Here is a 14,488-nt window from a genome sequence, read left to right on the forward strand (position 1 = left end):
AAGAATAAATTTAGATACAAATCAAGAAACGGAGTAAACTACAACATCTCGGATTCTGTTTACGCCAATTGTTGCACCAGATGGGATATAGATCAGGAATATGTATTGATGAATCCGTGACCCTGTTGCTTTTTCCCCCGTTTCGATTCAGTTTGGATAAGCCTAGTTCACTATACTGCGGAAATTTCAGGAATCAGGTTTGGACTGATTCTAACTTAAGCTACGGGTTTGATGGTCAAACGTCAAGTTTCTTCATCGCGAAATGCGGTCATCACCGGAGTACCGATGACTTGAGATCTCTTAACATTCGCGACAAATGACTGTTTGGGAGATGGGGAGATCGGGAAATGGGGAGATTTTGACTTCTTATATAAATAGAGAGGAAGTGTATTCTCCCTCTCTATAACTATCACGCCTAGAAATGGCGGATGAAAAATAAGTTCAGATGAACTGTTGGTCAGTTTTAGATGCTTAGTAAGCCAGACCCATACTACGGGTCGTTTCAGGTCCGAGATAGACCCGAATGCTTAGGAAGTCAGTCGGACAAGCTGTTTCACAGCGCTTGCAACCCACACAGTCTTCTGTACGGGGAGAAGATGCGATTTGACTCGCTTTACAACCGTCCCAGGGAACCATTTCAAGAACATCTAGGGGACAAGCCCGAACGCACTGAGTGCAACCAATACAGGTATCGTAAATTTTGACTGAATGAGACATTGAATAAGTTCTCCAAAGGATCTCAAGTTTGACAGAATCTACAACGGTGTAGATTTTATGACAAGTTCTAGAGCTGAATTATCGTATATATTCCGTCACTTTACCCTAGTGTTTAGCACGCAAGATACACAAGGCGATAAAACTTTAGACTCCGTAATATTATGTTCGGGGCGAGGGGCAGGGTCAATCAGAGATCGTGAGGTCAGAAATCAGAAGTTCAGGAATTCACAATCATCTCGGAAACTGATCACTGTTTTCACGGGTGACGGGTGAGTGTTAACGCTTCACTGTCTAAAGTCCTAACTTTTGCAAAACAGGTTGAGTCGAAACCATATGACGGTCTAAACCCAGTTTTTTCGGTTCAATCCCCAGTGCGAGCGCCACGAGTTGGGGAAGGTGTAGAATGGGCAAACCAAGCGATCGCTCAATCACCTTTTCGACTTCGGGTTGACGAGAATCAAGATTGAGATGACACAACGGACAAGGCGTAACCATACAGTCAGCCCCTAAATCAATTGCTTCAGTAATATGGTTCCCCGCCATTTGAAACGATTGGTCAGTAGCGTAACTCGAAAGCGGCCAACCACAACATTGAGTCCGTCCGCGATAATAAACCGGAGTCGCCCCAATGGCTCGAAATACATTTTCCATCGACTCAGGTTGATGAGGATCATCATAGGGGAGAGTCGTTTGAGCGCGTAACAGATAACAGCCATAAAACGCAGCACATTTCAACCCGGATAGCTTCCGCGTCACCCGACGTTGAATTTCCTCTAAACCATAGTCTGCAACCAGCGCCCAGAGTAAGTGTTTAACCTCAGTTGTTCCGGTATAGGGTGAACAGCTTTCTTTGGCGAGTAAATGATTAATTTGTTCTAGAGAAGCCGGATCATTTTCCTGAAAGTCTTTGAGGCGTTCATCAACCCGACCAATGACGCCCTGACAAGTGCTGCAATGAGTCAACAACGGTAATTTTAGTTCTTCAGCTAAAGCAATATTACGAGCATTGACCGTATCTTCGAGAAGTTGAGAATCTTCCTTAAACGTACCTGACCCACAGCAAGAGGCTTTCTTGAGTTCGACCAATTCAATCCCAAGAGTTTGAGTCAAAATCGCTGTAGACTGATAAAGTTCCCGACAAGCCCCTTGAGCGACACATCCGGGAAAATAAGCGTATCTTAATTTTTGAGATTTGGACATGAGGCTAGTGTTCTCCTAATCGTGCCAAACAGGGTACAACCCAGGGCAGGTTAATATAGACTCTGAGTTGGTAACATCTATCTAGATTAAACCCACCCCTACAATCCATGTTCTCTTGCAAATTCCGCGCTCGGCATAAAAAAAGAATGAAGAATGACAAAGCTGACGGGGTAATCGTAAAAACCTAGAAATCATTAACGCAGCGATCGCGCTTTCCGATAATATGGTATACGCGGCATTCAAACCAAGGAAATAACAAGTATGAGTGATACCTTTGAAAAAGTAAAAAAAATCGCAGCCGAACAACTCGGAGTTGAGGACAGCGAAGTCAAGCCTGAAGCCAACTTCGTCAACGATTTAGGAGCAGATTCCCTAGATACCGTTGAACTGGTGATGGCATTGGAAGAAGAATTTGGGATTGAAATTCCCGATGAGGCAGCCGAGAAAATTGAGACTGTACAAGCAGCAGTAGATTATATTGACAAACAAGTCAAAGCCTCTACCTAAGCTATTTTCAAGCCGGATGGCATCACAAACGCTTGCTTTGAGCAACTCGCTCTCGGCGGCACCAGCTTTGACAATTCACCGGACTGACTTCCGGGTTGAACTGTGACCTGCAAGCAATAAACAGTCTCAGAACAATAAGGGAAAAAATCCCAGAGGGAGAAGCTGGTCTTGATGACTCAATAGACTTGATCTGCAAAAGTCTCACCACAGGGTTGAGAGAAAACTCCAACCCCAATACTGAGAATAACTAACTGATAACAAATAATTGTAGAGCGCCAATGTTCTGCATTTTGGGTGGTTAACTGCTTGAAATAAAAATCATGGATAAGATAAACCGCAAGCGCGTTGTTGTAACGGGTCTGGGGGCAATTACTCCCCTCGGAAATACAGTCGCCGAGTATTGGGAAGGATTGCAGGGAGGCCGCAATGGTATCGATACGATCACCTTATTTGATGCTTCACGACACGACTGTCGCATTGCAGGCGAGGTGAAAGGATTTGATCCTTGTGACTACATCACGCGCAAAGAAGCTAAACGGATGGATCGTTTTGCCCAATTTGCTGTAGCTGCAAGTAAGCAGGCGATCACCGATGCGGGATTCGTGATTGATGACTTGAATGCAGAACAGGTTGGTGTGATCATCGGTACTGGAATCGGAGGCCTGAAAGTTCTCGAAGATCAACAAGAAATCAATTTGACTCGTGGCCCGGATCGGTGCAGTCCGTTTATGATTCCGATGATGATTGCGAATATGGCAGCCGGACTCACTGCAATTCATACCGGGGCAAAAGGGCCGAATACTTGCACCGTTACAGCTTGTGCTGCTGGATCAAATGCAGTCGGTGATGCGTTTCGTTTAATCGAGCGAGGCTACGCCCAAGCCATGATTTGTGGCGGAACAGAAGCGGCGGTGACTGCTTTGTCTGTTGCCGGGTTTGCTGCCGCCCGTACCCTTTCTACTCGTAATGATGATCCGGCTCATGCTAGTCGTCCATTTGATCGCGATCGCAATGGATTTGTTATGGGTGAAGGGTCTGGGATTTTAGTTTTAGAAGAACTTGAATATGCTCTCTCTCGTGGCGCTCGTATCTATGCAGAAATTGTCGGTTATGGGATGACTTGCGATGCTTATCATATTACTTCTCCCGTACCGGGTGGGGCAGGGGCAGCACGAGCGATGTCTCTCGCACTTAAAGATGGGGGGCTAACACCCGATATGGTTAGTTATGTGAATGCTCACGGTACTAGCACACCACTCAATGATCCGACAGAAACCGCAGCTATTAAGACGGCTCTGGGTGAACACGCTTATAATATTGCAGTTAGCTCAACAAAATCGATGACAGGCCACTTACTGGGCGGTTCGGGAGGAATTGAAGCGGTGGCGACAGTCCTGGCGATCGCGAACGATCGGGTTCCGCCGACGATTAATTTAGAAAACCCTGATCCTGAATGTGATTTAGATTATGTTCCTCATGTTAGCCGTAGTCAACCTGTGGAAGTGGCTCTTTCTAATTCTTTTGGGTTTGGCGGACATAACGTGACACTGGCATTTCGCAAATTTAAACCCTAGAGTTTGTTCACCTGATAGCGATAGAGAAACCCAGTTTTTCCAGAGTTACTGGGTTTCTTAAAAAGATTAAAAAAATACTGTAGGGCGGGTTCTCTAAACTATCTCTGACTAAAGTTGAATAAATACGCCCCATCCCGATAACTCAACAAAACGTCATCGGAAATCCGGGTGGATAATAGACGTATATTGAGCGAGGGATTAACCTGTTTTCATTGGTGACTGATAATAATAACTTCCGAAAACTAATTAACCAGATTTCAGATCATTTTATTACCATTTTTTGATCATTAAATCGGGCTAACTTTTGACATACTCCCCATTTCTAAAGAAAGGGGATTCTCCAAGCCTCACGACTTTGGATTACTGATTCATTGACAACCCTTACAGCAAGCTAGTTTCCTAACCTACTCCAGAGGGGTTCGTCTCCCCAGTCGTTCATCCCATTTCAGAGATAGTTTCGGTATGCCCTACCGTACTTGAGAAAAAAATGCTTGATTCTCTGTACTTGGTGCTTTAAGGTTTTATATGGCCAAAGCATTCCTGGCAAGAACCCCGTACCTTAAGTTTTCAAGGTTCATTGCATCGATTAGATGCTGGGTTTTTAAACTGGTTGAATACCCTGCCAGTAGAGTTATTATAGCATTAGAAAGAGCCTTATATCCCCCTACCTGAAGGTAGGGGCGTGTGCGGCAATTTTTGGTAACCCGATTTTCCTCTGCGGAAAGTTCACTACAGCTTAAACACTCACAAAGTCACCTGCTGTTAAACTGGTCGCATCCATACCATCTAAGGTTGCCAGCACTTCCGAAGTCGAAGTCACGACAATATTATTACCCGAGAAGGTGAGGTCAGAGAAGCTTAACCCTCCAGATAATCCGATCTCGTCGGGTGTCTCGAAGTCGATAATGGTATCGGTTCCTTCACCTGCGGCTAACACAAAGAGATCCGGGCCATTTCCGCCTGTGAGTTGATCGTCTCCCAAACCGCCTTCGAGTACATCTGAACCGTTATTGCCAAACAATTCATCATTTCCTGTTCCGCCAAGTAAGGTATCTTTACCTTGGAATCCAGTGATAGTATCATCGCCATCAGTACCCGTTAAATTATCTCGACCTGCGGTTCCATTAATAACTTCTCCAGGGGTAATACTTTCGAGATCCAAACCAATAATGACAGGATCATGGTCAGAATTGCGGAATGGGTCTTGACCGTCGAATAGACTGGGATCGCGTCCAAAATCCAGGTTGTAGTCAAAGGCATCCGGTTCATCGGCGTTAACGTGCCATTCTGTTGTACCTGTGACCTGAGACAACAGGGATTGATTTGCTAAACCATAGTCAAGATAGCCAAACTGACCATCAAACACAAAGGAGTAAGCATCATCACCAACAAATTCTTCGATTAAGTCCGTGTAACCTTCTGCTTCTAGGAAAGTAATCGGGTCTTCCTGGGCGTAAGCATTCAAATCACCAACGATGAGGAAATCACTATCTCCACTTCCCGTCGGGTCACTATTTAACCAAGCATCTAGAGCTTCAGCACCCCGCAGACGAGTACCATTGAAGTTGCCCTGACCATCACCAATATCTGCATTGTCACCCGATCCAGTACCACCTTTAGATTTAAAGTGATTAACAGCGAGGGTAAATACTTCACCTGTGCTGAGTTCTTCAAAGCTGACAGCGAGGGGAGCGCGGTTGGTGTCAACTCCGTCAAATACCGTACCACCCAAACCGAGAGCAGGTAGATCGGAATCTGTGAGGATTTCTACGCTTGTTCCGGGAGCAATCTGAACGCTGTTAGTTTTGTAAATTGCACCAACGGAAATCGCATCACCTGTGTCTACAAAAGGAACACCCGGATCGACATAAGCATAAGTTCCGGCACCGACTCGGTTATTAAGTTCATTAACCAATGTATCAATTGCAAACTGACCGTCACCGTTTTGATCACCGCCAAACTCGTTCTCTAACTCAACTAAACCCACAACATCCGCATCAATATCTTCGAGAGTTGTCACCAACTTTTCAAGCTGACGGTCAAACTCAGCTTGGTTATCGGCACCACGAGGTGAAAGGCTATTGGGGCCACTGCCAGGATTACCCGATACATCTAGAGTGGTGAAGAAATTGAGAACGTTGAGACTGGCAACCTTCAGGTCTCCGCCCACATCTTCGGGTGTTGCAGGACGAGGATTGGTGGGTTGGAAGTCAACAGGATCAACAGGTTGAATTCGGTAGTCGCCGAAGCCAAAACTGAGAACACCAGATAAGTTGTTAACAGTATCGCCCCCTCGCAGAGTATTGGTCGCACTCAGGGGATTGCCACCTCGACCATGAATAATTGGATTGGGATTTTGAACGGTTTGACCATCATCTAGAACAATTCTTCGCGTGGCAATTTCATCTTGATAAGCTGCAAAACCTGCGACATCTGGAGCATTAAAATCAGTAAATTGTTCCAGACGACCATCGGTTCCGGCTTCGTTACTTGCTCCGTCAGAAGACAATACGATTTCACCAAACCGATCTAGATTAAAATATTCTGTGACAAATAGGGTATCAGGAATTGTTATTCCCATTCCCTCAAAAGCTTCTAGTTCCTCAACTGCTGTAACGGGGAAATTAACTGTCGCAGGAGTGGGTAGAGGGTTAGTAGAACTAACAATTGTAATACTTGGTGATGCGAGTTGAGTTTGTCCAAAGGCTTCCCCAACTGTTCCTGTGACTTGAACAACGTCTCCGATATTCACGTCTACTGCTGGAGTGCCATCAAAGATAAACAGACCTTCAGAGGTTAAAGGATCTGCGTCTGCATCACTATCTTCTTCTTGAACAAAGAAACCATTCAAATCGCCATTGGTTCCGCTAGTGCCATCCTGGTAGTCTCCTACAACAACCGCTTCAATGGTGACTGTTTGACCAACTATAGGGCTAGCTGCGCCACTCCCTTGAACAGCACTGATGAGTGTAGTTTCACCAATACCACCGCCACCACCATTATCACTTGTTCCAGCAGTCGGGGTATTGTCAGAACCAAGATTGAAATCACCAAAAACCCAGTCATTAACTGTATCAGTATCAACACCATCGACTACACGACGGACACCCGCAGGTAAGAAAGAACCATCAGGGCCTAACACTGGAGCGTTAAAGAAGAAAGAATCTGTAGCGCCACCGTCAGTTACACCCACGGTATCGACAACCACTTCGCTACCAGAAATATTGTTGCCTGTCAGACTGCTGGTTTCTACCAGGGCAATTGTGTAGCTGCTGTTTTCGATGAAGTTAGAATCAATTTCCTGATTAGGCGTTACACCATAAACACTGCTCTCCAGAATTGCGGTGTTGCCAATTAGGAAAAAGCCGTTATCGCCGATCGCATCCTCTGCGCCTAGATCGACCTGGCTATCAATCGTACCATTGCTTGAACCCGCATCACTTTCTACCACGATAATGCTCAGACCATCAAGGGATGTTCCCGCTTCACCAAATAACTCGATGAACTCGACATCAGTGCCAGTGGTGCTACCCAATACTTCATTGATGACGAGGTTCGAGCCACTACCACCCACTGTAAACGAGTCTGTTGGCATGGTTTGTCTGTTGGTATTATCTCCAGACCAATTAGAATTATCGCTAATGGCAGCTAATAATTCTGCTTGTGTACCAGAAGTAATACCTGTATAAATGGCGTTGTCAATTTCATCTAAAGCGACTGCTGTTTCACCATTTACTAAGCCTGTTGGCAGGGCGGATGTATTGGAACTGCTGGAGTCTGGCTGCCATATTCCGGGGTTGCCTTCACTGTTTAGCGCATAAATAAAGCTCGGGTTGCTGTCAGTTCCTTGGTAGGCTAAAATCTGATCGCCATCGGCTGAAAATGCAACACTACTAACGGCAGGATTAATAATTGTTCCGGCAGTAATATCTGTTGATGCTGTCCAAGTAAAGGTTCCTTCATTGGCTCTGAAAGTACCCGCAGCTTGCCAACCGTTATCGGTGAAATTGATTTCTGTGCCTGTGCTGAGGTTGACTAAGGGTGTAAAGGCAAATTCATCTGGGTTGTCAAAATTAAAACCAACAATTGCGATGTCGCCTGGTGAGAGTGTTGTTGCCATTAAATTTTCCTGATTGGTTTGGAAGTGATTTTGAGGGATAATCTGATTAAAAGTCTAAAAAATAAGACTGCTTAACGAGAACTATTTTCTAGTTTTCTCGATATTTGTATACACTTAATTGTGTTGTTTTTACCTTCACCTAGAAAGAATTAATCAGCCCAATTCACAAAAGCAAACTCTGCTTTTTTGGGATTCAACCTTTGAAATCATTGCATTCATTCTGTAAAAGTGAATGAATTGACTTCCGTGAATTCACTAATATTTAAGTTATCGGTTAAAGGTTAATTTGAAGTTAAGGCTTCGTAAACAATATTGATTTTCGTTGATTTTTTACAGGATCTTTATATTGGGTTTAAATTTCAGGAGTTTTTTGAGTCATTTGATCGATTAATTGGCCTGAAATTCCCGCAAAGAATCGGCTTGAGTCAGCAAAGATTCGGCAAATGCGATCGCTTCTTGGGCGGAACGTCCACTCGCCAACTGTGCTAATTCTTCTCGGCGTTGATTATTATTGAGTTGAGTGACTCGGACAACGGTTCTTTGTTCTGATCCTCCGTTAGAAATCTGATCACCAATCACTTCTTTTTCAACATGAAAATGACGATCTCCCATCGCAGCAACAATAGGTTGGTGAGTTACACATAAGACTTGATGGCGCTGACTAAGTTGATGTAACTTTTGGGTAATGGCTTGGGCGACTCGTCCTGAAACACCGACATCAATTTCATCAAAGACCAAAGTTCCTGAACCTGCGACTTCTGAAAAACAAGCTTTTAATGCTAACAAAAACCGACTCATTTCTCCACCAGATGCAATTTCACCGAGAGGTTGTAGAGGTTCGCCAGGGTTCGGACTAAAGCAAAATTCGACTTGATCGGCACCTGTGATCGTGGGTTCAATGGGATGTATTTCGACTTGAAATTTTACCTTTTCCATCGCTAAGGGTTTGAGTTCTTTGATCAGATGAATTTCTAGTTTATAAGCGGTTTTTTGACGAAGTTGAGTTAAATTTTGACAAGCTAAAACTAACTTTTGAGTTGCTTCTTGATAGTCTTTTTCCAGGGCTTCAAGAGACTGTTCACCTGTTTGTAAGTCTTTGAGTTCGGCTTGTATTTTCTGGTAATAAGCAATCACTTCGGCTAGATTTTGGCCGTATTTTCGACAAATTTGTTTAAGCTGTTGAATGCGATCTTCTACTTCTTGGAGTCGTTGCGGATCAGATTCGAGTTGTTCACCATAACTGCTAATTTGTCGTCCGGCTTCTATGACTTGGGCTAACGCATCTTCTACCATTGCTAAAATCGGTTGCAGTTGAGCATCATATTCCACCATATCGGTTAAGATCTTTTCCGCTTGAGAGAGAAGATCTGAGGCGGCTTTTCCCTGATCGTTTTCATACAATCCCTGATAGATTTTATAGCTTTGTTGTTGCAGTTCAACGACATGACTGAGGCGAATTGATTCTTGTTTGAGTTGTTCTAATTCATCCGCATCGGTTAAATCTGCTGCTTCTAATTCTTGGGTTTGATATTGTAATAAATCCAATCTTTGTAAACGTTGCTGTTCAAACTGACGGCGATTTTCTAGGATATTTTGAGCTTGTTTAGCTTGAGTATAAGCAGTAGCAACGGATTGTTTTGCAACGATTAAATCCGTTCCTCCATAGAGGTCTAACCATTCTCGTTGTAAACCGGGTTGACTTAGTTGTAACGTTTGACCTTGGGCGGTGATTTCCACAAAGCGATCGCGAACTTCATCTAATAGTTTTCGACTGATTAAAATGCCATTTAAACGAGAACGAGTGCGAAGTTTTCCAGCAGATAATGTGATTTCTCGAGAACAGACGGCGAGTGTTCCATCGACGAGATCTATTTCTTGTTCAGCTAACCAACTTGAGATCAGAGGTTCAACTTCAAAAGTCGCTTCTAAAATTGCTCGTTTAGCCCCTGTACGAATTACCCGGCGATCTACTTTTCCGCCTAAAACTGCATCAATCGCATCCAGAATAATAGACTTTCCTGCTCCAGTTTCTCCGGTAAAAACATTTAAACCTAATCCCAGTTCTAGATCGAGATGATCAACCAGTGCAAAATTATCAATCCGCAGCGATAGTAGCATTTTAATATTTTACTGATTTTAAGTTTCATCAATAGAGTCTAAAAATTTAGAATAAAAGCCGATCAATTTATTCGCACTTCAAATTTTAGATCAAGAGGTCAAAGATCAGGCTTTAATAAAAATAAAATTAAGGAGTTGAGAACTCCCCCTCTGTAAAAGCTAATTCGACACTACGGCATCTGCTTTTAATTGATCAAGAACACGCCGTAATACACCATTAATAAATCGATAGCTATCCTCATCGCTATAGCGTTTTGCCAGTTCTATCGCTTCATTGAGGGCGACTTGCTCTTGAGTTCCTAAGTACAATAATTCTGTGACCGCAATTCTTAAGATATCGCGATCAATGCGAGGTAAACGGTTGATTTGCCAATCTACCAACGCCTGATTTAAAATTTCATCAATTTCTGTACGACGAGCATGGATTTCTGTTAAAATCTCGATAGCATAAGCCGCAACTTCTTCTTGTCGAGACAGTTGAATTAGTTCGGGAAACTCCGCCGCGATTCCCAAACGATTAATGGCAGTTTGTGTTAGTTCTATTGCTTCTTGAACCATCGCTCTAGCACTTTGGAGATCGTTGGTTCGGAATTGACTTCCCGCCAACCGATCACTTCCTCGTTGCAGTTCAACCATTGCAGTTTCTAAGGATTCTTGACCTTCATTGGCCAGAGTTCGGACAACAGCCAACATGATATCTTGAATTTGTTGAGTGGCGAGTTTTTCAGGGCTACTTGGGAGTTGGCTAATTCCCAACAGAGCCAGTTCACGAGCGCTTCGACGAGCTTGCATAGAATTCCCCAGTAAATAGTAGTGTTAAACGAGCAAATTGAGAATGAATGGAATTTTAAATTTTTCCATTTTGAATTGAGTTTGGAGAAACAGACTCAAGGGTTAATGAATCTATCCTTCTTCATCTAATGGTACAGGTTGTAGTCGGTTCTCGTTTGGGATTAAACGTTCAAGTTTTTCCTCTTTGACCGGAGGGGTCTGGGTGGGTTTGGTCGGTGAGACTGAGTTAACGATTCCTCCCGATACGATTATTTTAAAAGCATCTTCAACGGTTAGCGAAAGGTTGATCACATCATTACAGGGAACAACAGCATACCATCCGCTCGTGGGATTGGGAGTTGTGGGAATAAAAATGCTGATCATTTGTTGAGTCATCAAGGTTTGGATTTCCTCACTGACATTCCCCGTGACAAAAGCGAGTGTCCAAATTCCCTGACGGGGATATTCGACGAGTACGACACGACGAAATTTATCGTTAGAGTCTTTGAGTAGGGTTTCTAAAAGTTGTTTAAGGGTTTTGTAGACTGAACCCGCTAGCGGTATTGCTTGGAGTACCTGTTCTCCAAAATCGAGTAACCACCGACCGACAATATTACGGGCCATTAACCCAATAAACAAAATTCCGAGTAGAGGAACAGCTAATCCAACAACGACATTGAGTAAATTGACTAAAATTGGATGCAGCCCATCAAAGGGATTGACCTGTTTAGGAATTCGCGTCAAAAACTCGATCACCGAACTGGCGATGGTAATTGTTAACCAGATAGTCGTTGCCAGGGGGATAACGACTAATAAACCTGCGATTAGGTCATTTTTGAAGTCTTGTTTTAAGCGTTGGAACACAGAGCGTCCACTCTCCTCTTGTTGTATTGGGTCTATCGATGGTTGATCTATTATTGGTTTTCGAGACTCTATAGGGCTTTTAGTGGACATCATCTATTATTTTAGTGGGTTTGATAATATCCTTAGCTCAAGTTTGCGGTTGGATTGGGATCATAGACTTGAGTTATACATATTACTTTTAACAATTGTAAAGAATTATTGCAACGTTGATCAGACTCCTAGAAGTCTGGTGACTCTCGATTTAGCTTCCGAGGTCGTTGATATCCGTTGATGTAGCCTCGAACTCGCTTTAAGTCGATTTAATCATTGTATGCTAGCTAACTGTATCTTGGGAAACAGTCTTTAAGGTAACCCGTGACCCATTTTTTTCATCTCCCGACTTCCCCTGAAATTTAGGGACAATTTTTCCTTAAACTAGAGAGTGTGTTTTTGACATCACAAACGAACATGATCCTATCGTCCTCTAGTCGCTATCAATTTACGGATGATTTAAACATCTGTCGCATTTTAAATGGGATGTGGCAAGTTTCAGGTTCTCACGGACGCATTAACCCCTCATCGGCGATTGATAGTATGTTTCAGTATCTCGATGCTGGGTATACAACTTGGGATCTGGCGGATCATTATGGCCCGGCTGAAGATTTTATTGGGGAGTTTCGCAAACAACTGCTTCATCAACGGGGTGAAGATGCTTTATCTAACCTACAAGCCTTTACAAAATGGGTGCCTCGACCCGGTAAAATGACCCGATCTGTTGTTGAAAAAAATATTGATATCTCTCGTCAACGTATGGGAGTAGACAGCCTCGATTTATTACAGTTTCATTGGTGGGATTACCGCGATAAAAGTTATTTAGACGCGCTACAACACATGAGCCAATTGCAAACTGAAGGGAAGATCAAACATCTGGCTTTAACTAACTTTGATACTGAACATTTAAAAATTATTGTTGAGAATGGGATTAAGATTGTTTCTAATCAAGTTCAGTTTTCTTTGGTAGATCGTCGCCCCGTAAATCAGATGATTGAATATTGTCAAAAACAGGAGATTAAACTTTTGCCTTATGGGGTTTTGTGTGGAGGATTTTTATCGGAAAAGTATTTAAACCAACCGGAACCGCAAAATTTAAACCTAGAAACTGTTAGCTTGAAAAAATACAAAAATATGATTGATGCTTGGGGCGGTTGGAGTCTTTTTCAGGAGTTATTACAAACTCTCAAGGTGATCGCAGATAAACATCAAGTTACGATTCCGAATGTAGCTGTTCGTTATATTTTAGACCAACCAACGGTTGCTGGAACAATGATCGGGGCGCGTTTAGGAATTTCTGAACATCTCAAAGAAAATGCTCATGTCTTTGAATTGAGTTTAGATGCAGAAGATCATCAAAGCATTCAGACAATAACTGACAACTCTCAGGATTTATTTCAAATCATTGGAGATTGTGGAGATGAATATCGCCGCTAAGGAAATGTGGAAATTTTTTGCACTCTATTTGTGAGTGTTGTATTATAGATAAAACGAAAAGTGAGGCGAAGTTAAACCATGTCAGCAGAACCGATTACCCCTGAAATTAGCGATCGCATTTGCGCTCATATGAATGATGATCACGCCGAGGCGATTTTACTCTATGCTAAAGTCTATGCTAAAACTCCGAATGCAACTTCTGCTCGTCTGGTTTCTATTGACCCAGAAGGGATGGATCTCACCGCTTTAGTTGAAGCCAAATCAACCCCGTTACGAGTTTCATTTGATCACACGCTAGAAAATTCGGAAGATGCTCATCATACCCTGATTGAGATGGTTAAACAAGCTCGAAAAATGTCTAAGTAACAGGGTAAAATTTTTCAATGATTTAGAATAAAAATATTAGTTTTTTTGAGTATTTTGTAGTTTGTCGATCGCTTTCGTTAAACGGATCAGATAGGGTTTGACCACATCTCGATTTTGCTGATCGAGTTTCACGATTTGTCGATGAAGCTGATTGATTTTGACATGAAGTTTCCCTTCGTGATCAGAAGATACGAGAGGAGTAATATCGGACTCTAGAGGGTCTGTAGAGTAGTCAGAAGTCAGAGGGACATGATCAGAAACAGGAGTTTGTTTCACCGCTTCTACCGCTTCTTCTATGAGTTTGAGGCGAACATTTATCACTTCCCAATCTTGCTGTCGAATCACATCATGTTCTAAACTTTGGGTCACACGCTGTAACTCTGTTAAAACTTCAGTAATGGGATCGAGTTCAGTCGGTTCAGCAGGTATATTTTGCACCTGTTCCTGTAGAGATTGGACAACTGTATGCACATCGGCGATCGCAGATTCGCTATACTGTCGAACTTGTTGTTCAAACCGTTGTCGATTAATTAAATTTAACCATAATGCAGCGCTGATTGGAGTTGCAGCATATAAAATCTGCTTATACCATGCAGCAGTAACGATAGAACCGATGGTTGAACCGACGACAGCACTGTATTCGGCGATTTTCCACCAATCTGTTGATGTTTGTGAGGGTGTTGAGGAAGTTTCTCTATTGTGCATGGCGATCGCTAGAGCAAACAGTAACAAAGCAATGCTAACCTAAACGGGGACTGATCACTAAAATTGATGCCAAAATCAG

11 protein-coding genes are annotated in these 14,488 nt (G+C 43.0%); 4 read left to right on the plus strand and 7 right to left on the minus strand.

The annotated features are described in order from the left end of the window. Positions 1–471: 471 nt before the first annotated feature. On the minus strand, positions 472–717 hold the full coding sequence (psaC, locus tag L8106_RS05100) for a photosystem I iron-sulfur center protein PsaC (RefSeq protein WP_009783147.1): 246 nt from the start codon (positions 715–717) through the stop codon (positions 472–474). Positions 718–1,008: 291 nt separating this feature from the next. Continuing rightward, the gene (locus L8106_RS05105) at positions 1,009–1,917 is read right to left on the minus strand and encodes a CoB--CoM heterodisulfide reductase iron-sulfur subunit B family protein (protein ID WP_009783148.1); all 909 of its coding nucleotides are present in this window, start codon (positions 1,915–1,917) and stop codon (positions 1,009–1,011) included. 261 nt (positions 1,918–2,178) lie between these two features. On the opposite strand from L8106_RS05105, the gene acpP reads away from it, so the two are divergent. Both acpP and fabF read left to right on the plus strand, forming a co-directional pair. After that, entirely contained in the window at positions 2,179–2,424 is a 246-nt protein-coding gene (acpP, locus tag L8106_RS05110) for an acyl carrier protein (RefSeq protein ID WP_009783149.1), read from the plus strand. Positions 2,425–2,744: 320 nt separating this feature from the next. After that, positions 2,745–3,998 carry a beta-ketoacyl-ACP synthase II gene (fabF, locus tag L8106_RS05115; protein ID WP_009783150.1) on the plus strand — a complete coding sequence of 418 codons (1,254 nt, stop codon included), beginning with the start codon at positions 2,745–2,747 and terminating at the stop codon, positions 3,996–3,998. 736 nt (positions 3,999–4,734) lie between these two features. On the opposite strand, the gene L8106_RS29380 is transcribed toward fabF, so the two are convergent. The 4 genes from L8106_RS29380 to L8106_RS05135 all read right to left on the minus strand — a co-directional run bounded on the left by L8106_RS29380 (position 4,735) and on the right by L8106_RS05135 (position 11,871). Further along, positions 4,735–8,118: an ExeM/NucH family extracellular endonuclease gene (locus L8106_RS29380; protein ID WP_009783151.1), complete on the minus strand. Its 3,384-nt coding sequence runs from the start codon at positions 8,116–8,118 to the stop codon at positions 4,735–4,737. Between the two features lie 387 nt (positions 8,119–8,505). Next, entirely contained in the window at positions 8,506–10,236 is a 1,731-nt protein-coding gene (recN, locus tag L8106_RS05125) for a DNA repair protein RecN (protein WP_009783152.1), read from the minus strand. Between the two features lie 159 nt (positions 10,237–10,395). Then, on the minus strand, positions 10,396–11,028 hold the full coding sequence (nusB, locus tag L8106_RS05130; protein WP_009783153.1) for a transcription antitermination factor NusB: 633 nt from the start codon (positions 11,026–11,028) through the stop codon (positions 10,396–10,398). A 111-nt stretch (positions 11,029–11,139) separates the two neighbouring features. Next, positions 11,140–11,871, minus strand: a complete 732-nt coding sequence (locus tag L8106_RS05135; RefSeq protein ID WP_009783154.1) for a DUF502 domain-containing protein — start codon at positions 11,869–11,871, stop codon at positions 11,140–11,142. Between the two features lie 447 nt (positions 11,872–12,318). On the opposite strand from L8106_RS05135, the gene L8106_RS05140 reads away from it, so the two are divergent. Both L8106_RS05140 and L8106_RS05145 read left to right on the plus strand, forming a co-directional pair. Beyond that, positions 12,319–13,338, plus strand: a complete 1,020-nt coding sequence (locus L8106_RS05140) for an aldo/keto reductase (RefSeq protein ID WP_009783155.1) — start codon at positions 12,319–12,321, stop codon at positions 13,336–13,338. A gap of 78 nt (positions 13,339–13,416) precedes the next feature. Beyond that, positions 13,417–13,704 (plus strand): DUF2470 domain-containing protein, encoded by a 288-nt coding sequence (locus L8106_RS05145; RefSeq protein WP_009783156.1) that lies wholly within the window; start codon positions 13,417–13,419, stop codon positions 13,702–13,704. Positions 13,705–13,740: 36 nt separating this feature from the next. Here L8106_RS05145 and L8106_RS05150 read toward each other — a convergent pair whose 3' ends face one another. Beyond that, a complete protein-coding gene (locus L8106_RS05150; protein WP_050779073.1) occupies positions 13,741–14,436 on the minus strand; it encodes a hypothetical protein in 696 nt (231 codons plus the stop codon). Between the last annotated feature and the right edge of the window lie 52 nt (positions 14,437–14,488).

This window comes from Lyngbya sp. PCC 8106 (assembly GCF_000169095.1).
In the GTDB taxonomy this organism is placed as follows: domain Bacteria; phylum Cyanobacteriota; class Cyanobacteriia; order Cyanobacteriales; family Microcoleaceae; genus Capilliphycus.

Excerpts from the sequence above, each read along its gene's own strand:
- L8106_RS05140 (WP_009783155.1), top strand. The coding sequence starts at position 12,319 with ATGATCCTATCGTCCTCTAGTCGCTATCAATTTACGGATGATTTAAAC.
- psaC (WP_009783147.1), bottom strand. The coding sequence starts at position 717 with ATGTCTCATTCAGTCAAAATTTACGATACCTGTATTGGTTGCACTCAG.
- L8106_RS29380 (WP_009783151.1), bottom strand. The coding sequence starts at position 8,118 with ATGGCAACAACACTCTCACCAGGCGACATCGCAATTGTTGGTTTTAAT.
- recN (WP_009783152.1), bottom strand. The coding sequence starts at position 10,236 with ATGCTACTATCGCTGCGGATTGATAATTTTGCACTGGTTGATCATCTC.
- L8106_RS05105 (WP_009783148.1), bottom strand. The coding sequence starts at position 1,917 with ATGTCCAAATCTCAAAAATTAAGATACGCTTATTTTCCCGGATGTGTC.
- acpP (WP_009783149.1), top strand. The coding sequence starts at position 2,179 with ATGAGTGATACCTTTGAAAAAGTAAAAAAAATCGCAGCCGAACAACTC.
- fabF (WP_009783150.1), top strand. The coding sequence starts at position 2,745 with ATGGATAAGATAAACCGCAAGCGCGTTGTTGTAACGGGTCTGGGGGCA.
- L8106_RS05145 (WP_009783156.1), top strand. The coding sequence starts at position 13,417 with ATGTCAGCAGAACCGATTACCCCTGAAATTAGCGATCGCATTTGCGCT.
- nusB (WP_009783153.1), bottom strand. The coding sequence starts at position 11,028 with ATGCAAGCTCGTCGAAGCGCTCGTGAACTGGCTCTGTTGGGAATTAGC.